The sequence below is a fragment of the Bradyrhizobium sp. B117 genome (genome assembly GCF_038969555.1).
In the GTDB taxonomy this organism is placed as follows: domain Bacteria; phylum Pseudomonadota; class Alphaproteobacteria; order Rhizobiales; family Xanthobacteraceae; genus Bradyrhizobium.
Map to the genome: position 1 here is coordinate 9931083 of NZ_CP152414.1, position 19463 is coordinate 9950545.

The window sequence follows — 19463 nt, forward strand, 5'->3', positions numbered from 1 at the left end:
CTTGTGGGGGAGGGTCAGGGAGGGGGGTAGCCGCGGATGCCGCACGCAGTTGTGAGCGAGCGTCAGCGCAGCCGGGCGAAACAGCTTCGCCGAGCAATGACGCGCGCCGAAACACTGCTGTGGCGCTATCTGAAGGCCAATCGAATGGATGGGGTTGGCATCCGTCGCCAAACGCCAATCGGAAACTACATCGCCGACTTCGTGTGCTTCTCCTCGAAGCTCATCATCGAGCTTGATGGAGAATCCCACGATTTCGAGGAACGTCAGAAGAAGGATGAGCGTCGCGACGCCTTCTTCGCAGCCGAGGGCTTTCAGGTTCTGCGCTTCACCAACGATCAGGTGATGACGAACCTCGAGGGTGTTGTTGAGGCAATTCGCCAGGCAGCTTCCGCCGGAGCCCGCGGCTCACCCCCCTCCCTGACCCTCCCCCACAAGGGGGGAGGGAACACTGACACCGCCCAAAGTAACTCCACCGACAAGAGCCGAGGCACACAGCCATGAAATTCACCCTCTCCTGGCTGAAGGATCATCTCGACACCGACGAGCCCTTGGAAAAGCTCGCCGACAAGCTGACCATGATCGGGCTCGAGGTCGAGAACATCGAGGACAAGGCGAAGGCGCTGAAGCCGTTCACGATCGCGAAGGTGATCTCGGCCGAGCAGCATCCGAACGCCGACCGGCTGCGCGTCTGCATGGTCGACACCGGGGACGGTGGCGCGCCGGTGCAGGTCGTGTGCGGTGCGCCGAATGCGCGCGCCGGGCTCGTCAGCGTGTTCTCGCCGCCCGGGACCTCCATTCCCGGCAAGGACATCACGCTGGGCGTCGGCACGATCCGCGGCGTCGAGAGCCGCGGCATGCTGTGCTCGGCGGCGGAATTGCAGATCTCCAACGACCATGACGGCATCATGGAATTGCCGGCGGACGCGCCGATCGGCGCCGGTTACGCCGAATGGGCGGCGCTCGGCGATCCCGTGGTCGAGATCAATCTGACGCCGAACCGGCAGGACTGCACCGGCGTGCACGGCATCGCGCGCGATCTTGCCGCCGCCGACATGGGCAAGTTCAAGGACCCCTCGATCAAGCCGATCAAGGGCGACTTCCCGTGCCCGGTGAAGGTCACGGTGGAGGACGCGACGCTCTGCCCGGGCTTCGCGCTCCGCCTCGTACGCGGGGTGAAGAACGGGCCGTCGCCGGACTGGCTGCAGAAGCGGCTGACCGCGATCGGTCTGCGCCCGATCAACGCGCTGGTCGACATCACCAACTTCATGACCTACGACCGCGCGCGCCCGCTGCACGTGTTCGACGCCAAGAAGGTGAAAGGCAATCTCGTGGTGCGCCGCGCGCGCGACGGCGAGACCCTGCTGGCGCTCGACGGACGCACCTACAATCTCGATCCCACGATTTGCGTGATCGCGGACGAGCACGGCGTCGAATCGCTCGCCGGCATCATGGGCGGCGAAGCGTCGGGCTGCGACGAGAACACCACCGACGTGCTGATCGAATCGGCGCTGTGGAACGAGATCAACATCGCCCAGACCGGCCGCAAGCTCGGCATCAATTCCGACGCGCGCTATCGCTTCGAGCGCGGCGTCGATCCGGCCTTCATGGTGCCGGGGCTCGAGCTTGCGACCAAGCTCGTGATGGAGATGTGCGGCGGTACGCCGTCCGAGAACGTCGTGGTCGGCAAGGCCTTTGGCGATGACCGCGTGATCGATTTCCCGGTCACCGAAGTGAAGCGGCTCTCCGGCATCGAGGTGCCGCAGGTGGAGATGAAGCGCATCCTGACCCATCTCGGCTTCATGATGGCGGGTCCCGGCCCGGTCGTGAAGGTCGCGGTGCCGTCCTGGCGCTCCGACGTGCACGGCAAGGCCGACATCGTCGAGGAAATCGTCCGCATCTTCGGCGTCGACAAGGTGCCGATGACGCCGTTCGAGCGCGGCGACGACGCGCGCAAGCCCGTGCTCACCCCGCTGCAACTCCGCACTCGCCGCGCCCGGCGCGCGCTGGCGAGCCGCGGCATCGTCGAGGCGGTGACGTGGTCGTTCATCACCAAGACCGCGGCAAAATTGTTCGGTGGCGGCCAGCGCGAGCTCGAGGTCGCGAACCCGATCGCGTCTGATCTCTCCGACATGCGCCCGACCTTGCTGGCGGGGCTGATCGCGGCAGCACAAGCCAACGCCGATCGCGGTTATGGCGACGTCGCGCTGTTCGAGGTCGGTCAGATCTTCAAGGGCGATCGCCCGCAGGATCAGTTCATGGCGGCGAGCGGCGTGCGCCGGGGCCTTGCGTCCTCGGAAGGCCTCGGACGGCACTGGACGGGCTCGGCGCAGGCCGATGTGTTCGACGCCAAGGCCGATGCGCTAGCCGTGCTGGCCGCGGCCGGCGCGCCGATGCAGGCGCTCCAAATCGTCGCGGGTGGCCCGGCATGGCTGCATCCGGGACGTTCCGGCACGATCCAGATCGGCCCGCAAAACGTGCTCGGCTATTTCGGCGAGGTGCACCCGCGCGCGCTCGAGGCGCTCGGTGCCGACGGTCCGCTTGTCGTGTTCGAGGTGATCCTCGACCGCATTCCCGAGGCGAAGAAGAAGCCGACCCGCGCCAAGCCTCTGATCGAGCTGTCGGCGTTCCAGCCGGTGTCGCGCGACTTTGCCTTCATCGTCGACCGTGCCGTGAAAGCCGGCGACATCGTGCGCGCCGCGCAGGGCGTCGACAAGAAGCTGATCACCGGCGTCAACGTTTTCGACGTGTACGAGGGCAAGGGCATCGAGGACGGCAAGAAGTCGATCGCGATCGCGGTGACGCTCCAGCCGCGCGAGAAGACCCTGACCGACCAGGATATCGAGGCCGTCGCCGCGAAGATCGTAGCGGAGGTCACGAAGAAGACTGGTGGCACGCTGCGAGCATGATGCTCTGGAATAGCGGAGCATGAGTATCGCCGACTTCCTCCCGAAGGACGTCAGCCTCACCATTGCGATGGCGCTCTGCGCTGTCGCTTTTGTTTCCGGCACCGCGCGCGGCTTCTCAGGCTTCGGCTCGGCGCTGATCTTCATGCCGCTGGCGAGTAGCATCGCCGCCCCGCGGCTCGTTGCGGCTTTGCTGCTCGTGATCGATTTCGTCGCCGCCGCGCCGCTGCTGCCGGATGCGTGGCGGAAGGCGGACCGAAGAGCGACCGCCGTGATCGTGCTGGGCGCGCTGATCGGCGTTCCCGTCGGCACCTATTTCCTCAGCGTGCTCGAGCCGATCACCACGCGCTGGATCATCTCCTGCTTCGTCGCAGCGCTGCTGCTTCTGCTGCTGTCGGGCTGGCGCTATCGCGGCAAGGACCACGCCTGGCTCTCGGTCGGCATCGGCGGCCTCTCCGGCTTCTGTAGCGGCCTCGCGCAGACCGGCGGGCCGCCGATCGTCGGCTACTGGCTCGGCCGCTCGATCGCGCCGATCGTCGCGCGCGCCAACATCTTGCTGTTCTTCGGCGCGTCGGATTTCTTCTCGATGGTCAGCTACGCGACGACCGGGCTGATATCCCGCGAGTCGCTTGTGCTTTCGCTAATCGTCGGCCCGGTCTACGCGCTCGGCGTCGCCTTCGGCGCTTCGCTGTTCGGCCGTGCCAGCGAAAAGGTGTTTCGCGGGATCTGCTACGGGCTGATCGCGATGGCGGTGATTTTTGGACTTCCAGTGCTGGACGGGGTTTTGCGCTAGCCAGCGCTGTCGTCCCTGCGAACGCAGGGACCCATAACCACAGGAAGCGGTTATGGGGCGAACTGATAACTCCGAATCTTCGTCAAACCTCTCCCTGTGGTTATGGGTCCCGGATCGGCGCTCCGCTTCGCTGCGCTTGTCCGGGACGACAGCGGAGATTGTTGCGGCTTATTGCCCTATCCCCGCGGTGCCCGCCGCTTCTTCGTCGACTGCGTCGGCACCTCCTGCTCGTCCCTGATCGCGCCGATCTTGCGCAGGGCCGCATCGGCGGCGCGCTCGCCGCTTTCCCAGGCGCCATCGACGGTGCCCCACAGCGTCTCGTGGGTGGCTTCGCCGGCGAGAAACATGCAGCCGACCGGCTCGGCCAGGACCTTGCGCGAGAGCTGGCCGCCGGGTGAAGCCGCCGACATCGCGCCCATGACGTAGGGCGAGGCATTCCAGCGCGTCGCGCTGGTCTTCTGCACGGCGGACGCGGCCTCGCTGCCGAACAGTTTCGTGATCCACTCCTTCGCGAAGGCGGCCATCGCCTTCTCGCCCTGCTCGGAAAGATCGCGGCCGAACGAGCCGCCGACGTCGATCGAGCACAGCGAGGATCCGCCGATATTGGCGTACATCAGTGCGGTACGCGTCGAGCTGCTCTGCTCGATCAGGATGTCGTCGCGGGAAAGTCCGAGCGGATTGCCGGGCAGTTGCAGCACAATGTGATCGTAGCTGCCGAGGCTGAGCTTCGAGGCCGCGTCGAGGGTCCGCTTCGGGATATCAGGACCGAACTTGATTGCGCCCGAGGTCAACACATTGGTGGAGACCGTGATGATGGCGGCGCGCGCGGCGATCTTGCCGCTCGGCGTCTCGACGCTGACGTCGCGATTGCTCCAGACGATCCGGCTCGCCGGCGTCGACAGCGCCACCGGTGCCTGCTCGCCGAGCCTAGTGATGAGCGTGCCGAGCCCCTGGCGGCAGGCGATCGGCGCGTTGCGGTCCTGCGCGCGGGCCTTGTCGATCGCGGACAGCTCCTTCAAATCCTTGCCCGCAAAGCTCGCGCCCAGCATGAACTCGGTCGCGCCCGCCCAGTCGCCGAGATCCTTCGGCAGCACGGACGCGCAGGAGGTATCGAGCTTGCCGCGCCCGGCCTCGTCGATGGCGCGGTTGGCGCGCACCAGCGCAGCCAGAAATTCCTCGGTCTCGCCCGCCCGCGCGTTGCGGCGGCCGATGCGCATCTTCTGACCCGCCGGCGCCTGCACCACCTCGAACCCGGCGGCGCGCGCGAGGCGGATCATCGGATTGGTTTCGGGATTGTGCATCCAGCGCGCGCCGCGGTCGAACGGCGTGTCGAAGGTCGTGCTATCCGTGATGCAGCGGCCGCCGATCTGCGACGCCGCCTCCACCACCACGACCTTGCGATTGGCCGCCATGATGCGCCGCGCCGCAGCGATTCCCGCCGCTCCCGCACCGATCACGACAATGTCAGCCTCGCGTGACAGTGGCGCCGCGGTCGCGCGCAGGACCGGCGCTGCGGCAAAAGCCGCCGACGCCGATAGGAAACTGCGGCGCGTGATTGTCATGTCATGGTTTCCGGAGACTTGCGGCGAACGGGAACAGCAAGCGAACCTTGCCGCATCTGATGTTGCACAGCAACCATCATGGTGAATCAATCGTGCTTGAACTCACAGAGCCATGAACCGAATTGCAACAGGTTTCGACCATGATACAGATAGAAAAAAGACGGCCAGAAAGGCCCGGGGGAGTTCATGGGGACGGTCCTAGATTCAGTCGGCAAACTGATTGCTGCGTACCTCTCGAAGGAGGTGCCGGGCTATGAGCCGTTCACGCCGAGCGACCCCGAGCACCTGCGCGGCGTCATCGAGCCCGGCGACGTGCTGCTGGTCGAGGGCAACAACCGTATCTCCGGCATCATCAAATATCTGACGCAGTCGACCTGGTCGCATGCCGCGCTCTATGTCGGCCCGATCGAGGGCGCCGAAGAGGCGAACGGTGAGCCGCATGTGCTGATCGAGGCGAATATCGGCGAGGGCGTCACCTCGGCGCCACTGTCGAAATACTTCCCGTATCACACCCGCGTCTGCCGCCCGGTCGGGCTGTCCCATGAGGACCGCACCACGGTCTGCCGCTATGCGATCAACCGCATCGGCTTCGGCTACGACACCAAGAACATCGTCGATCTGATGCGCTTCCTGTTCCCGCTGCCGGTGCCGCAGCGCTGGCGGCGGCGCATGATCGCGCTCGGCTCGGGCGACCCGACCAAGATCATCTGCTCAGCGCTGATCGCGCAGGCGTTCGACGCGGTGCGCTATCCGATCCTGCCCAAGATCACCAAGGCCGGCAGCCGTGCCGCGCGCCGCGAGATCCTGCACATCCGCGATTCCTCGCTCTACATGCCCCGCGACTTCGACATCTCGCCCTATTTCGAAGTCGTCAAACCCACCATCGTGCATGGTTTCGACTACACCTCCCTGCATTGGGCCGACAAGCAGAAGCCGCTCGAGGAGGTAGCGGGCACGTTCAGTGTGTTTCCAGAAACGCTCCGTGCGCCGCCGCTCGTTCCTGAAGCGATTGACGAAGAGACGCCGGCTGAAGTTCCGGCTGAGGAAGTGAGCGCGCAGCCGGCGGAGATGGACGGGCGTGTCACCGTCGGCAAGCATTTTCCGCTGCTGAGGAAGCTCGCGATGTATCGCCCGAGGCGGCGCCGACGCGCGCGCGAGACCGCTGCGTAACTCGCTGTCGTCCCTGCGAACGCAGCGAAGCAACGACGGGGAGCCCTACCGCTCCGCCCGTCCGATCACCGCCATCAGTTCCGCGATCTTCTCGCGCTGATCGGCCTTGTCGCCGCTGGCAATGGCGTGCTCGACGCAATGGGCGACGTGGTCTTTCAAGACCTCTTCCTCGACCCGGCGCAGCGCGGCGCGCACGGCCGAGATCTGAGTCACGATGTCGATGCAATAGCGGTCCTCTTCGACCATTTTCGAGAGGCCGCGAACCTGGCCCTCGATCCGGCCGAGGCGTTTTCCGACGGATGCCTTGATGTCCTTGCGCATAGGGTCTATATACCCCTACCGGGTATCGGTTACAAGGCCGGAGTGCGGACATGAACGACGCCAACCACGAGCATCATCACGACGCGGAAACGCAGTCTGGATGCGGCTGTTCCAGCAAGGCTGCTGCGCCCGTCCCGAAGCCTGCGGCATCCTCCTGCTGCGGTGGCAAGGGCGATCACGCCGGCCATGGCCATCATCACGCGCATAACCTTAGCGATGCGGCGACGAAAGTCCTCGATCCCGTCTGCGGCATGAACGTCGATCCCGCGACCTCAAAGCACCACCTCGCACATCACGGTCAGACCTTTCATTTCTGCTCGGCCGGCTGCCGCACCAAATTCGCCGCCGATCCCGCAAAATATCTCGCTAAGGACAAGGCACCCGAGCCGGAGATGCCCGCGGGCACGATCTACACCTGCCCGATGCATCCGGAGATCCGCCAGGTCGGCCCCGGCAGCTGCCCGATCTGCGGCATGGCGCTGGAGCCGGAGGTGGCGAGCCTGGAGACGGGCCCCAACCCTGAGCTCGCCGACATGACGCGGCGGTTCTGGATCGGCGGCGCGCTGGCGCTGCCGGCCGTGGTGCTGGAGATGGGCGGCCATCTCGCAGGGCCTCACAACTGGATCGATCAGACTCTCTCGAACTGGATCCAACTCGTGTTCGCAACGCCGGTGGTGCTGTGGGCCGGCTGGCCGTTCTTCGTCCGCGGCTGGCAGTCGCTAGTGACGCGCAACCTCAACATGTTCACGCTGATCGCGATGGGCACCGGCGTTGCCTATGTCTACAGCCTGGCCGGCACGCTCACGCCGCAGATCTTCCCTGCCACCTTCCGCGGCCATGAAGGCGCGGTGGCGGTCTATTTCGAGGCGGCGGCCGTCATCACCGTCTTGGTTTTGCTCGGCCAGGTGCTGGAGCTGCGCGCGCGCGATGCGACCTCTGGCGCGATCAAGGCGCTGCTCCAGCTCGCGCCAAAAACAGCACGCCGCGTCGATGCCGACGGCAATGAGCACGAAGTCGAGATCGACACGCTCCATGCCGGCGACTCCTTGCGCGTGCGTCCCGGCGAGAAGGTGCCGGTCGACGGTGTCATCCTGGAGGGGCGTTCCTCCCTCGACGAATCGCTCGTCACCGGCGAATCCATGCCAGTGACCAAGGAGACGGGCGCCAAGGTGATCGCCGGCACGCTGAATCAATCCGGCAGCTTCATCATGCGCGCCGACAAGGTCGGCCGCGAGACACTGCTGTCGCAGATCGTGCAGATGGTCGCCGACGCGCAGCGCTCGCGCGCACCGATCCAGCGGCTGGCCGACCAGGTTGCCGGCTGGTTCGTGCCGACCGTCATCGTCGTCGCAATCGCCGCCTTCGCGGCCTGGGCCTGGTTCGGGCCGGAGCCACGGCTCGCCTTCGGCCTCGTCGCCGCCGTCAGCGTGCTGATCATCGCCTGCCCGTGTGCACTGGGACTTGCGACCCCGATGTCGATCATGGTCGGCGTCGGCCGCGGCGCGCAGGCGGGCGTGCTGATCAAGAACGCCGAGGCGCTGGAGCGGATGGAGAAGATCGACACGCTGGTGGTGGACAAGACCGGCACGCTAACCGAGGGCAAGCCGAAGGTGGTCGCGATCGTCGCTGCGAGCGGTTCTGCGGAGGACGACATCCTCCGCATGGCGGCCAGCGTCGAGCGTGCCAGCGAGCATCCCCTGGCCGATGCGATCATGCGCGCGGCGAAGGAGAGGCAGCTCAGCCTCGGCCAGGTCGAAGCGTTCGACTCGCCGACCGGCAAGGGCGCGACCGGCAGGGTCGACGGCAAGACCATCGTGCTCGGCAATGCCAGATACCTGACATCGATCGGCATCGACACCAAGGCGCTCGACACTGAGGCCGAGCGCCTGCGCGGCGACGGCGCGACCGTGATCAACATGGCTGTCGACGGCAAGCTCGCCGGCCTGTTCGCGATCGCCGATCCGGTCAAGGCCTCGACGCCGGAGGCGCTGAAGGCGCTGGCGGCCGAGGGCATCAAGGTGATCATGCTGACCGGCGACAATCGCACCACGGCGGAAGCGGTGGCGCGCCGGCTCGGCATCGCCGAGGTCGAGGCCGAAGTGCTGCCGGATCAGAAGAGCGCGGTCGTCACAAAACTGCAAAAGGCCGGCCGCAGCGTCGCGATGGCCGGCGACGGCGTCAACGACGCGCCGGCGCTGGCGGCGGCCGAGGTCGGCATCGCCATGGGCACCGGCACTGATGTCGCGATGGAGAGTGCAGGCGTCACCCTGCTCAAGGGCGACCTCACCGGCATCGTCCGCGCGCGAAAACTATCGCAGGCGACGATGAGCAACATCCGGCAAAACCTGTTCTTCGCCTTCATCTACAACGCCGCCGGCATCCCGATCGCCGCCGGCATCCTCTATCCCACGTTCGGCCTTCTGCTGTCGCCGATCATCGCCGCAGCGGCGATGGCGCTGTCCTCGGTCAGCGTGGTCGGGAATGCCTTGCGGCTGCGTGCGACGCGGCTGTGAGGCGTAGTAACCGCACGAAGGTGCGCTCCCGCCCCATTCTTACGGGGAGAGGGTTGGGGTGAGGGGCTGTCTCCGCAATCACAGTGAGAATTGGACTCGCGGAGAGTCCCCCTCACCCGGAATTCAAGCTACGCTTGAATTCCGACCTCTCCCCGCAAGCGGGGCGAGGTAAGAGGAGCGAGACGCGCGGAGAGGACCTGATGCAGCGAATTACGATCACGATCGAGGACGATCTCCTGGCGGAGATCGACGCCGCGGCCGAAGCGCGCGGTTACCAGAACCGTTCCGAGATCATCCGCGATCTCGCCCGCGCCGGGCTCCAGCAATCCACCGAGGATACCGCGCAGACCGGTCAATGCGTCGCCGGCCTCGTCTATGTCTACGACCACGCCGCGCGCGATCTGTCGAAACGCCTGGTGCAGGAATTCCATGGCCACCACGACCTCGCGCTCGCGACCCTGCACGTTCATCTCGACCACGACAATTGCATGGAGATGACGGCGCTGCGTGGCGATGCCGCCGAGGTCAGGCATTTCGCCGACCACATCATCGCCGAGCGCGGCGTGCGTTACGGCCGGGTGATGATGATCCCGACGGGGGAGGGGAAACCGAAGGCGCGGAAGCACGGGCACCGGCACGAGTAGGCATAGGCCGCGCATGCGGTGCCGACCCCTCTCCCCCTGTGGGAGAGGGTGGCTCACCGCGGAGCGGTGAGACGGGTGAGGGGTATCTCTCCGCGAGCACCAACTCATATTTGAGCTCGTGGAAACAACCCCTCATCCGGCGCTTCGCGCCACCTTCTCCCACAAGGGGAGAAGGGAAGAGGCCGCAGCCGCCCGCCCTTGCCGAAGCCGCATTCGGTGTCTACCTCTCGCGAGGTGTTTACGTGAAAGGTCCCCCATGCTGGATGCCGCCGCAAAGGCGCTGTCGCAAATGATCTCGCCCCCGATGCGCTCGATCCTGTGGCGATCGATCGGGCTTGCGCTGGTGCTGATCACCGTGCTGGCGATCGGCTTGCAGCGGCTGCTCAGCTGGTTTGCGACCTCGGGCGAGGTCTGGCTGGAAGGCCTGCTCGGGCCAGGCTGGCATTCCTCGCTGGAAGTCCTGGCCTGGATCGTCTCGATCGCGGCCGGCCTCGGCGTCGTGTTCGGCGGCGTGTTCCTGATGCCCGCGATCACCTCGCTGGTGGCGAGCCTGTTCGTCGACGACGTCGCCGACGTCGTCGAGCGCGAGCATTATCCCGCCGAACGGCCCGGCGTGGCGCTGCCGTTCAACCAGGCGATCTTCGAAGGCATCAAGACCGCACTGCTGACGATCCTGGTGTATCTCGCCGCCCTGCCGCTGGTGCTGTTCGCCGGAGCCGGTTTCCTGATCTTCTTCCTCGCCGCCGCATGGCTCTTGGGCCGCGAATATTTCGAGCTCGCCGCGATGCGCTTCCGGCCACCGGAGCAGGCCAAGGCGATGCGGCGCGACAACGCCGCGACCATCTTCACCGCCGGCCTGTTCATCGCCGCCTTCGTCTCGATCCCGGTCGTGAATCTCGCGACGCCGATCTTCGGCATGGCCTTCATGGTCCACATGCACAAGCGCCTGTCCGGCCCGCGGCCCGAGCTGATCGAGCCGGCGCGGCAGATGCGGTGACGACGATTACGCGGCCTTCACCCCGCATTTGCGCAGCACCGTCTTGGCGAAGCCGAATGGTTCGGGGGTGAACGGGCCCGGCCGGGCGCGAGTGACCAGCACGATGACGCCGAGCCCGGCGATCGCCAGCCAGAAGCACAGCCAGAAGCCGTCGATATAGGCCAGCACATTGGCCTCGCGCTGCACGAAGCCCGCGAGCGTTCCGATCGCGCGCGCCTGCGCCGAACCCGTTCCGTGGGCCGCAAAATAATCGGTCAGCTGCTTCAGTGCCTGCGTCACGTCGATGTCGCCGTTGAGGACGTGCTGGCCGATATAGAAGGAATGGACCTGCTCGCGGACGCGCAGCCACGTCCCCATCAGCGCCACGCCGATCTCGGCGCCGCCGAGCCGCATGATCTGGATGTAGGCCGCAAAGGAAGTGCCGCGGCTCGGATCGGCGTTGGACAGCAGCGTGATGATCAAGGGCAGCAAGGTCAGCGACTGCCCGATCGCCTGGAGCAGCACGATGCCGATGAAATCCTCGCGCGCCCAGTCGTAGGTCAGTTGGGTCCCCCAGAGATTGGCGGCAGCGAAGCAGGCAAATCCGACGACCACCACCGTACGCGTATCGAAATGCCGCAACAGCCAGATCGAGATCGGCACCAGCACGAACATCGGCAGCGCGCCATAGGTCAGCAACAAGAGACCGCTTTGCTCCGGCCTGAGCAGAGCGACATTGCCGAGGAAGTTCGGCACAAGCGACGAATTGGAGAGGCTGGTCAGCGTGTAGAGCAGGATCAAGACCAGGCCCAATCCGATGTTGCGCGAGAACAGCACATCGACATGCGCCCAGGGCTGGCGCACCAGCGATTCGTTGACCAGGAAGCCCGCAAACAACACGGCTCCGCCAACGAGCAGAGCCATCACCGTCCCGTTGCCGAGCCAATCGAGACGATTGCCCTGGTCGAGGCCGGCATAGATCATCGAAACCGATGTGCCGAGCAAAAGCATGCCGCCCCAATCGGCCTCGCGCAGCAGCGCGCGGTTCACCGGCTCGCTCGGCGTGCCCAGATAGACCATCAGGCCCATCAGCGGCGCGACGATCACGCTCTGCCAGTAGACCCATTCCCAGCCGAGATGATCGACATAGAAGCCGACCAGCGAGCTCGAGGTATCAAACGCAAAGCCGACGCGGATCGAATAGAGCGCGATCGCCGGCAACCACCAGCGCATCGGCAAATTGCGAAAGATGATCATCAGCGTCGCCGGCACGAAGGTGCCGAGGAGGAGGCCATGCACAACGCTGAGCACGATCAGCGTCTGAAAATCGTGCACGAAGGGAACGACCAGCGAGATCACGGCATAGATCAAACTCGGGATGCCGAGCACGCGACGCAGGCCGAACACGGTCGCAAGCCACGGCACCGCGGGCGCGATCAGGATCTGCGATCCGATGCCGGCGGTAGACAGCCAGGCGCCCTCGTCAAATGAGAGCGAGAACGCGCCGCGTAGATCCGGCAAGCCGACTGTGGTCAGGCGGCTGTCGACATTGGTGAGGAACGAGCCGAGCAGCACCGCCGCGACGGCAAACAGCGGCTGAGGCGCGATGCCGCCGAGCGAGACCGGTCCGCGGCGGGCATCGTCACTTTCTGCCATAGCCGCTCTTCGTGTCGATGCTTGTGACGACCGACATGCCCGGCACGAGCCGCGTCAGCAGCAGCTGGTTGTCGTCGAACTGGATACGCACGGGAATGCGCTGCACCACTTTCGTGAAATTGCCGGTGGCGTTGTCCGGCGGCAGCAGCGCCACCTGCGCGCCAGTGGCAGGCGCTATGCGTTCGACCCTGCCGCGCAGCCTTTCGCGCGGAAAGCTGTCGACGGTGATCTCGACCGGCTGGCCCGGCTGCACGTGGGTCAGCTGGGTCTCCTTGTAGTTCGCGATCACGTAGACCTTCGGCAGCGGCACGACGTTGATGAGGTTGGTGCCGATGTTGACGTAGTCGCCGGGCTGCACCTGGCGCTCGCCGACGACACCGTCGAACGGCGCGGTGATCTTCGTGTACCCAAGCTTCAGCTTCGCACTTGCCAGCGTTGCCTTGGTGGCGTCGAGATCGGCCGCGCGCTGCTTCTTGGTGCCCTGCAAGACTTCGAGCTGGTGCTGCTGGGCCGCGATCACGGCGCGGCTCGCGCGCACATCGGCCTGCGCCTTGGCAAGACCCGCGACCGCCTGCTCGAGCCGCTGCCGTGTTCCGGCTTCGGTCTGCGACAGCGATTGCTGGCGCACCTGCTCCTGCTTTGCCTCGACCTCGATCGCCTCTGCCGACAGCCGCGCGGCCTCGGCCTGCGCGATCGTCGCATATTGCAGCTCGATCTGGTTGGCCAGATTGTCGAGCACGGCCTGGGCCGCCGCAACGGCAGCTTCGGACTGCGCGACCTGCGCCTGGTAATCGGCGGGATCGATCTGGATCAGGAGATCGCCGGCCTTGACGCGCTGGAAGTCCGTGACTGCGACGGTCAGCACCTCGCCGGAGACGCGGCTCGCGAGCCGCGTCAGGTCAGAGCGGACGTAGGCATCGTTGGTGGTCTGGACCACGGCATTGCCGACCCATTCGTCAAAGCGCAGCGTCGCCAGCGCGACGAAGCCGAGCGCGACGACGACGGCGAACAGCGGGATCGCGAGCCGGCTCCAGAGCGAGCTGGCCGGTGGCTGCGTGGGCTTGGGCGGTGCGGCGGGAGCGGGAGCAGCGGCAGGCGGCGGTGCGATCTGTTCCTGTTGGCTCACGACATGCCCCTAGAGCGCTTCACTCTCACCGCGGTCATTCCGGGACGGTCCGAAGGACCGGACCCGGAACTTGCCGCCTCACACTGTCTTCTCCGGCCAGCGGCAGAGATCGTTGATCAAGCAAACCTCGCAGCGCGGCTTGCGCGCGAGGCAAGTATAGCGGCCGTGCAGGATCAGCCAATGATGGGCGTGCAGCATGAACTCGGCCGGGATCACCTTTTCGAGACCAAACTCGACGTCCAGCGGCGTCTTGCCGGGCGCGATCCCGGTGCGGTTGCCGACGCGGAAGACATGCGTGTCCACCGCCATGGTGTGCTCGCCAAAGGCCATGTTGAGCACGACATTGGCGGTCTTGCGTCCCGCACCGGGCAGCGATTCGATCTCGGCGCGCGTGCGCGGCACCTCGCCGCCGAAATCGCTGAGCACCTTGGCCGACAGCGCGATCACGTTCTTCGCCTTGGTGCGGTAGAGGCCGATTGTCTTGATGTACTCGCGCAAGCGTTCCTCGCCGAGGTCGAGCATCTTCTGCGGCGTGTCCGCGACCTCGAACAAGGCGCGCGTCGCCTTGTTGACCCCGGCATCGGTCGCCTGCGCCGACAGCACCACGGCGACCAGTAGAGTGAACGGATTGACGTGCTCGAGCTCGCCCTTCGGCTCCGGATTGGCCTTGCGGAAACGGCTGAAGACCTCGTGGATCTCCGCGGGCGTCCAGGGTCTTGTGGCTTTGAGCGATTTCTTGGCGGGACCCGATTTCTGAGAGGAAGCCCATTTCTTAGAAGAGGCCTTGGGCTTCGCGACAGCCGGCTTTGCCTTTTTCTTCGGCGCCGGCGCTTTGCGCGGGGCCGGCTTGCGGGTGATTTTTGCCATGATCGGGATATACTGAGGGACGATGAGCACAGGCAACGAAATTGAGCGCAAGAGCTCTGAAGATCCGCGCGACGTGCGGATCTTCTCCGCGCTGCTGACGCCGCACCGCTCGCTGAACCGCACCGGCTTCCTCGCCGTGATGCTGTTCCTGAGTGTCGTCAGCTTCGTCACCGGCCTCGTCTTCCTGATGATGGGCGCCTGGCCGGTGTTCGGTTTCTTCGGGCTCGACGTGCTGGTGATCTGGTGGGCCTTCAAGGTCAATTTCCGCGATGCGCGGGCGAGCGAGGAGATCGTGGTCACGCCGTCCGAGCTGCGCGTGCGCCGCGTCAGCCATCGCGGCCAGGTCGCCGAATGGACGTTCAATCCGCTCTGGGTCCGCCTCGACCTGGAAGTCGACGAAGATTTCGGCATCGAGCATCTCTATCTGATCTCGCGCGGCCATCAGATCCAGATCGCAAGGTTCCTGGGACCGGACGAAAAGGCAAGTTTTTACAAGGGCTTGGTCGAGGCGCTGAACGCCGCCAAGCGCGGGCCGACTTACAACCCGGTGACTTGAACTCAGTCAGAAATCGGGTGGTTTCGAAGCCGGCCCTCTCCTACATTTCCAGTCATGATGACACTCGCCATACATGACCAGCGCCTGGCCAAGCCGGGCCCCCTGAACGCCGCGCTGCGCGACTATGATTCCGTGCGCCGGGCGATCGCGTTCATCTCGGAGAATTGGCGCGCGCAGCCAACCATCGAGGCGATGGCGGATGCTGCCGGCGTCACGCCGGATGAGCTGCACCATCTGTTCCGCCGCTGGGCCTCGATCACCCCGAAGGCTTTCATGCAGGCGCTCACCCTGGACCACGCCAAGGGCCTGCTGCGGGACTCCGCGAGCATCCTCGACGCGGCGCTCGACTCAGGTTTGTCGGGACCGGGCCGGCTGCACGATCTCTTCGTCACCCATGAAGCGATGTCGCCGGGCGAATGGAAGAACGGCGGCGCGGGTCTCACCTTGCGCTACGGCTTCCACCCCTCGCCGTTCGGCACCGCGATCGTGATCGCGACCGATCGCGGCCTGTCGGGCCTCGCCTTTGCCGATCACGGCGAAGAGAAGATCGCGCTCGCCGACATGACGCGGCGCTGGCCGAACGCGACCTATGTGGAAGATCACGAAGGCACCGCGCCGCTCGCAGCGCGCATCTTCGACACCAAGATGTGGCGGCCCGACCAGCCGCTTCGCGTGGTCCTGATCGGCACCGATTTCGAGGTGCGGGTGTGGGAGACGCTGCTCAAGATCCCGATGGGCCGCGCGGTGTCGTACTCGGACATCGCCTGCAACATCGACAGCCCGAAGGCCTCGCGCGCCGTTGGCGCTGCGATCGGCAAGAATCCGGTCTCCTTCGTCGTGCCCTGCCACCGCGCTCTCGGCAAGAGCGGCAAGCTCACCGGCTACCACTGGGGCATCACCCGCAAGCAGGCGATGCTGGGCTGGGAAGCCGGGCGGCTGGGGATGCAGTAGGAACTGCAAGCACAGTGCCGTAGGGTGGGCAAAGGCGCATTGCGCCGTGCCCACCATCTTTCTCAATCACTAACGGAGCGTGGGCACGCTTCCGCCTACGCTCTTCGAGCTACGGCGGACAAGTCGCTTTGCTCACCCTACGAGACCTTCGTTAGCCCGCCAGATCCAGCTTCGAGGCCACGGTCGAGTCTGCATTCAGCCGGTAGATGATCGGCACGCCGGTCGCGAGCTCGCGCTTCAAAATCCCTTCGGGCGAGAGCTTTTCCAGCACCATGATCAGCGCGCGCAGCGAGTTGCCGTGGGCGGCGACCAGCGTGCGTTTGCCGTTGAGCACGCCGGGCAGGATTTCCTGCACATAGTAAGGCAATGCGCGCGCCAGCGTGTCCTTCAGGCTTTCGCCGCCGGGCGGCGGCACGTCGTAGGAGCGGCGCCAGATCAGCACCTGATCTTCGCCCCACTTCTTGCGCGCGTCGTCCTTGTTGAGGCCGGAGAGATCGCCATAGTCTCGCTCGTTCAGCGCGAGGTTTTTCGAGATCGGCAGACCTTCTTGGCCGAGCTCGCCGAGGATGAGATCGAGCGTATGCTGCGCGCGCGTCAGCACCGAGGTGAAGGCGACGTCGAACACGAGCCCCTGCGCCTTCAGCTTGCGGCCGGCTTCGGTGGCTTCCTTCACGCCGAGCTCGGTGAGGTCAGGGTCCTTCCAGCCCGTGAACAGGTTCTTCAGATTCCATTCGCTCTGGCCATGCCGTACCAGCACGAGAAGACGTTCGCTCATTGACTGTTTCCGTTGCTTGCTTTGTTCAGATGTCGGCGAGACCGAGCACGTCGGCCATGGAGTAGTGCCCCGGCTTCTTGCCATGCGCCCACAACGCGGCTTTGAGCGCGCCGTGCGCGAACAGCATGCGGTCTTCGGCCAGATGCGTCAGCGTGAGCCGCTCGAACGGGCCGAGGAAGTTCACGCTGTGCTCGCCGGCGACGGTGCCGCCGCGCAAGGAAGCGAAGCCGATCGCACCCGGCTTGCGCGCGCCGGTGATGCCGTCGCGACCACGTTCCGAATGCGCCTCGTCGAGCGGGATGCCGCGACCTGCCGCTGCCGCCTCGCCCAGCATCAGCGCAGTCCCGGAGGGCGCATCGACTTTCATGCGGTGATGGGATTCGACGATCTCGATGTCAAAGCTCTCATCGAGCGCCTTGGCGACGCGCTTGACCACCGCGGCCAGCAGATTGACGCCGAGGCTCATATTGCCCGACTGCACCACGACGGCGCGGTTGGTGACGCTCTTGATCACGGCGTTGTCGGAGCCCGACAGCCCGGTGGTGCCGATGACATGGACGAGGCCGCGCTCGGCGGCGATCGCGACATTGGCGATGGTGGCCGCCGGCACGGTGAAATCGAGGATGCCGTCGGCCTCCTTCGACATCGCCCAGAGATCGGCGGAAAGCTTGATGCCGTTGGCGGGGAGCCCTGCGAGCACGCCGGCGTCCTTGCCGAGCAGCTCCGAGCCCGGCGCCTCCAAGGCGCCCGCCAGCACCGCGCCTTTGCTCTCGGCAATCACCCGCGTCAGCGTCCGGCCCATCCGGCCGCCGGCTCCAGCCACAATCAAGCGCATGTCGGACATGGTCTGATCCTCTCTCGGGCCGTTGTAGCGGGGGGATGCAGTTCCGGCAACCGAGGGGACAACCTCCACCGTCATGCCCGGGCTTGTCCACGAAAGCCGAATATGGAGGCGAAGACGTGGATGGCCGCGACAAGCCCGGCCATGACGGAGCTGGCCGCGTCGCTACTGCGGCTGCGGGCCGTCATAGCCCTCGATGATGATGAGGTCCGCGATCGAGTGCGGCTGGCGCACCTTGATGTTGGCCTGGTATTCCGGCGAGTTGTAGCAGGCGATCGCCGTCTCGTAGTCCGGGAATTCGATCACCACGTTGCGGGTGCGGCTCGCGCCTTCGACGGTGGTGAACTTGCCGGCGCGGACGACGAAGCGGCCGCCCCATTTCTTGAAGATCGGACCGTTGGCGACGGCATAGGGCTTGTAGCCCTCGTCATTGTTCACGTCGACGCGTCCGATCCAGTAGCCCTTTGCCATTGTTCTTCTCCTCGTTTGTTCGTTAGCCAAGCGCTTGCGCGATCTCGGTCTGGATAGCTTCCGCAACCGCCCTGGGGTCGGCGGCTTCCACCACCGGCCGCCCGACGACGAGATAATCCGCGCCCGCGGCAATCGCGCGACCGGGCGTCATGATCCGCTTCTGGTCGCCTGTGGCCGAACCCGCCGGGCGGATGCCTGGCGTGACGAGATGCATCTGGTGACCGACGATCTTGCGAAGGCTGCCGACTTCCTCGGGCGAGGACACGAGGCCATCGACGCCGAGCACCTGCGCCTGCTGCGCGCGCGCCTCGACCAGCTCCGAGACGCCGAGCCGGTAGCCGGCCGCGTGCAGATCGTCCTCGTTGTAGGAGGTCAGCACCGTGACGGCGAGGATCTTCAGCTGCGAGCTGCCGCGGCCTTCGACGGCGCCCTTCATGGTCTGCGGATAGGCATGCACGGTGAGGAAGGTCGCGCCCAGCTTCGTGATGCTCTCGACGCCCTGCGTCACGGTGTTGCCGATGTCGTGCAGCTTGAGATCGAGAAAGACCTTCTTGCCCTTGTCGGCGAGCTTGGCGACGAGCGGCAGGCCGCCGGCGTAAGCGAGCCGATAGCCGATCTTGTAGAAGCTGACGCTGTCGCCGAGCCGAGCGATCATCGCCTCCGCGGCATCGACGCTGGGCAGATCGAGCGCGACGATCAGGCGGTCTTTCGGGACGATCTCGGCTGGCGTCATGTCACCTCACATCATGCGTTGGGAAATGTCGATCAACTGCGCGACCAGCTGCTTCAACGCGGCGATATCGCCCTCGTTCTTCAGCCTGTCCATGTCGTCATAGGCCTGGTCGGCAAAGGCGAGCGTGAGTTGGCTGGCAATCACATTGGCGTGGCAGGAGGTCAGGATCAGCCTGAGCGCCTGGAGCGCGCGCGCAGCGCCGAGCCGGCTCTGCGATGCGCCGGCAAGCGCGAAGGGGCGGTTGCGGAACACGTCGCCGCGCGCCTCATTTAGCTCCTGCACGCGGCTGATCCAGTCGATCGCGTTCTTCAGCAGCGGTGGCACCGAGGCGTTGTATTCGGGCGTGACGAGCAAGACGCCATGATGCGCGCCGATCATGCGCTTGAGATTGATGGCGTGCTTGGGAATGCCTGACTTGGCCTGGAGATCGCCGTCGTAGATCGGCAGCGGGAAATCGGCGAGCGAGATGCGCGTGACGTCGATGCCGGCCTGGGCGAATTCATAAGCGGCTACCGCCGCCAGCTTCGCATTATGCGAGCCGGTGCGCAGCGAGCCGGGAATGACCAGGATTTTGGGTGCGGGCATCCGATCCAATGCGTGCGGCG

19 protein-coding genes are annotated in these 19463 nt (G+C 65.6%); 9 read left to right on the forward strand and 10 right to left on the reverse strand.

Annotated elements, in window-relative coordinates:
* The first annotated feature begins 36 nt into the window (after positions 1-36).
* From AAFG16_RS47050 to AAFG16_RS47060, 3 genes are read left to right on the forward strand one after another with little or no spacing between them, the layout of a single operon-like run.
* Entirely contained in the window at positions 37-501 is a 465-nt protein-coding gene (locus tag AAFG16_RS47050; protein ID WP_283082931.1) for an endonuclease domain-containing protein, read from the forward strand.
* Positions 498-2906: a phenylalanine--tRNA ligase subunit beta gene (gene pheT, locus AAFG16_RS47055; protein WP_342736192.1), complete on the forward strand. Its 2409-nt coding sequence runs from the start codon at positions 498-500 to the stop codon at positions 2904-2906. The genes AAFG16_RS47050 and pheT overlap by 4 nt, the downstream gene beginning before the upstream one ends.
* Before the next feature lie 19 nt (positions 2907-2925).
* Positions 2926-3696, forward strand: coding sequence for a sulfite exporter TauE/SafE family protein (locus AAFG16_RS47060; protein ID WP_342736194.1), 771 nt, complete (start codon positions 2926-2928; stop codon positions 3694-3696).
* Positions 3697-3872: 176 nt separating this feature from the next.
* Here AAFG16_RS47060 and AAFG16_RS47065 read toward each other — a convergent pair whose 3' ends face one another.
* Positions 3873-5258, reverse strand: coding sequence for an NAD(P)/FAD-dependent oxidoreductase (locus tag AAFG16_RS47065; protein WP_342736196.1), 1386 nt, complete (start codon positions 5256-5258; stop codon positions 3873-3875).
* Positions 5259-5444: 186 nt separating this feature from the next.
* Here AAFG16_RS47065 and AAFG16_RS47070 point away from each other — a divergent pair, with 186 nt between their 5' ends.
* Positions 5445-6428, forward strand: a complete 984-nt coding sequence (locus AAFG16_RS47070; protein ID WP_342736198.1) for a YiiX/YebB-like N1pC/P60 family cysteine hydrolase — start codon at positions 5445-5447, stop codon at positions 6426-6428.
* A 45-nt stretch (positions 6429-6473) separates the two neighbouring features.
* Here AAFG16_RS47070 and AAFG16_RS47075 read toward each other — a convergent pair whose 3' ends face one another.
* Positions 6474-6749, reverse strand: coding sequence for a metal-sensitive transcriptional regulator (locus AAFG16_RS47075; RefSeq protein ID WP_007598521.1), 276 nt, complete (start codon positions 6747-6749; stop codon positions 6474-6476).
* Between the two features lie 50 nt (positions 6750-6799).
* Between AAFG16_RS47075 and AAFG16_RS47080 the strand changes: the two genes are divergently transcribed.
* The 3 genes from AAFG16_RS47080 to AAFG16_RS47090 all read left to right on the forward strand — a co-directional run bounded on the left by AAFG16_RS47080 (position 6800) and on the right by AAFG16_RS47090 (position 10903).
* Positions 6800-9262: a heavy metal translocating P-type ATPase gene (locus tag AAFG16_RS47080; RefSeq protein WP_342736200.1), complete on the forward strand. Its 2463-nt coding sequence runs from the start codon at positions 6800-6802 to the stop codon at positions 9260-9262.
* Positions 9263-9462: 200 nt separating this feature from the next.
* Positions 9463-9906, forward strand: a complete 444-nt coding sequence (gene nikR / locus AAFG16_RS47085) for a nickel-responsive transcriptional regulator NikR (RefSeq protein WP_283082937.1) — start codon at positions 9463-9465, stop codon at positions 9904-9906.
* 256 nt (positions 9907-10162) lie between these two features.
* Positions 10163-10903, forward strand: coding sequence for a sulfate transporter family protein (locus tag AAFG16_RS47090; RefSeq protein ID WP_342736202.1), 741 nt, complete (start codon positions 10163-10165; stop codon positions 10901-10903).
* Between the two features lie 6 nt (positions 10904-10909).
* Here the strand turns inward: AAFG16_RS47090 and AAFG16_RS47095 are convergent, their stop codons facing one another.
* The 3 genes from AAFG16_RS47095 to nth form a co-directional block, all read right to left on the reverse strand.
* On the reverse strand, positions 10910-12538 hold the full coding sequence (locus tag AAFG16_RS47095) for an MFS transporter (RefSeq protein WP_342736204.1): 1629 nt from the start codon (positions 12536-12538) through the stop codon (positions 10910-10912).
* Positions 12525-13664 carry an HlyD family secretion protein gene (locus tag AAFG16_RS47100; RefSeq protein ID WP_342736206.1) on the reverse strand — a complete coding sequence of 380 codons (1140 nt, stop codon included), beginning with the start codon at positions 13662-13664 and terminating at the stop codon, positions 12525-12527. The genes AAFG16_RS47095 and AAFG16_RS47100 overlap by 14 nt, the downstream gene beginning before the upstream one ends.
* 78 nt (positions 13665-13742) lie before the next feature.
* On the reverse strand, positions 13743-14531 hold the full coding sequence (gene nth / locus AAFG16_RS47105) for an endonuclease III (protein ID WP_342736208.1): 789 nt from the start codon (positions 14529-14531) through the stop codon (positions 13743-13745).
* Between the two features lie 22 nt (positions 14532-14553).
* On the opposite strand from nth, the gene AAFG16_RS47110 reads away from it, so the two are divergent.
* Together AAFG16_RS47110 and AAFG16_RS47115 are read left to right on the forward strand one after the other, a co-directional pair.
* Positions 14554-15087, forward strand: a complete 534-nt coding sequence (locus AAFG16_RS47110) for a DUF2244 domain-containing protein (RefSeq protein ID WP_342736210.1) — start codon at positions 14554-14556, stop codon at positions 15085-15087.
* A gap of 54 nt (positions 15088-15141) precedes the next feature.
* Positions 15142-16038 (forward strand): bifunctional helix-turn-helix domain-containing protein/methylated-DNA--[protein]-cysteine S-methyltransferase, encoded by an 897-nt coding sequence (locus AAFG16_RS47115; RefSeq protein ID WP_342736212.1) that lies wholly within the window; start codon positions 15142-15144, stop codon positions 16036-16038.
* A 151-nt stretch (positions 16039-16189) separates the two neighbouring features.
* On the opposite strand, the gene AAFG16_RS47120 is transcribed toward AAFG16_RS47115, so the two are convergent.
* The 5 genes from AAFG16_RS47120 to AAFG16_RS47140 all read right to left on the reverse strand — a co-directional run bounded on the left by AAFG16_RS47120 (position 16190) and on the right by AAFG16_RS47140 (position 19443).
* Positions 16190-16813: a 2,3-bisphosphoglycerate-dependent phosphoglycerate mutase gene (locus AAFG16_RS47120; RefSeq protein WP_342736214.1), complete on the reverse strand. Its 624-nt coding sequence runs from the start codon at positions 16811-16813 to the stop codon at positions 16190-16192.
* 25 nt (positions 16814-16838) lie between these two features.
* A complete protein-coding gene (gene dapB / locus AAFG16_RS47125) occupies positions 16839-17657 on the reverse strand; it encodes a 4-hydroxy-tetrahydrodipicolinate reductase (protein WP_283082945.1) in 819 nt (272 codons plus the stop codon).
* A 162-nt stretch (positions 17658-17819) separates the two neighbouring features.
* On the reverse strand, positions 17820-18125 hold the full coding sequence (locus AAFG16_RS47130) for a DUF1330 domain-containing protein (RefSeq protein WP_342736216.1): 306 nt from the start codon (positions 18123-18125) through the stop codon (positions 17820-17822).
* Between the two features lie 22 nt (positions 18126-18147).
* Positions 18148-18858, reverse strand: coding sequence for an orotidine-5'-phosphate decarboxylase (gene pyrF / locus AAFG16_RS47135; protein WP_342736218.1), 711 nt, complete (start codon positions 18856-18858; stop codon positions 18148-18150).
* Positions 18859-18864: 6 nt separating this feature from the next.
* A complete protein-coding gene (locus tag AAFG16_RS47140; protein WP_342736220.1) occupies positions 18865-19443 on the reverse strand; it encodes an NAD(P)H-dependent oxidoreductase in 579 nt (192 codons plus the stop codon).
* Between the last annotated feature and the right edge of the window lie 20 nt (positions 19444-19463).

Coding starts and splice junctions, on each gene's coding strand:
- AAFG16_RS47050 (WP_283082931.1), top strand. CDS start 37: ATGCCGCACGCAGTTGTGAGCGAGCGTCAGCGCAGCCGGGCGAAACAG.
- pheT (WP_342736192.1), top strand. CDS start 498: ATGAAATTCACCCTCTCCTGGCTGAAGGATCATCTCGACACCGACGAG.
- AAFG16_RS47060 (WP_342736194.1), top strand. CDS start 2,926: ATGAGTATCGCCGACTTCCTCCCGAAGGACGTCAGCCTCACCATTGCG.
- AAFG16_RS47065 (WP_342736196.1), bottom strand. CDS start 5,258: ATGACAATCACGCGCCGCAGTTTCCTATCGGCGTCGGCGGCTTTTGCC.
- AAFG16_RS47070 (WP_342736198.1), top strand. CDS start 5,445: ATGGGGACGGTCCTAGATTCAGTCGGCAAACTGATTGCTGCGTACCTC.
- AAFG16_RS47075 (WP_007598521.1), bottom strand. CDS start 6,749: ATGCGCAAGGACATCAAGGCATCCGTCGGAAAACGCCTCGGCCGGATC.
- AAFG16_RS47080 (WP_342736200.1), top strand. CDS start 6,800: ATGAACGACGCCAACCACGAGCATCATCACGACGCGGAAACGCAGTCT.
- nikR (WP_283082937.1), top strand. CDS start 9,463: ATGCAGCGAATTACGATCACGATCGAGGACGATCTCCTGGCGGAGATC.
- AAFG16_RS47090 (WP_342736202.1), top strand. CDS start 10,163: ATGCTGGATGCCGCCGCAAAGGCGCTGTCGCAAATGATCTCGCCCCCG.
- AAFG16_RS47095 (WP_342736204.1), bottom strand. CDS start 12,538: ATGGCAGAAAGTGACGATGCCCGCCGCGGACCGGTCTCGCTCGGCGGC.
- nth (WP_342736208.1), bottom strand. CDS start 14,531: ATGGCAAAAATCACCCGCAAGCCGGCCCCGCGCAAAGCGCCGGCGCCG.
- AAFG16_RS47110 (WP_342736210.1), top strand. CDS start 14,554: ATGAGCACAGGCAACGAAATTGAGCGCAAGAGCTCTGAAGATCCGCGC.
- AAFG16_RS47115 (WP_342736212.1), top strand. CDS start 15,142: ATGATGACACTCGCCATACATGACCAGCGCCTGGCCAAGCCGGGCCCC.
- AAFG16_RS47120 (WP_342736214.1), bottom strand. CDS start 16,813: ATGAGCGAACGTCTTCTCGTGCTGGTACGGCATGGCCAGAGCGAATGG.
- dapB (WP_283082945.1), bottom strand. CDS start 17,657: ATGTCCGACATGCGCTTGATTGTGGCTGGAGCCGGCGGCCGGATGGGC.
- AAFG16_RS47130 (WP_342736216.1), bottom strand. CDS start 18,125: ATGGCAAAGGGCTACTGGATCGGACGCGTCGACGTGAACAATGACGAG.
- pyrF (WP_342736218.1), bottom strand. CDS start 18,858: ATGACGCCAGCCGAGATCGTCCCGAAAGACCGCCTGATCGTCGCGCTC.
- AAFG16_RS47140 (WP_342736220.1), bottom strand. CDS start 19,443: ATGCCCGCACCCAAAATCCTGGTCATTCCCGGCTCGCTGCGCACCGGC.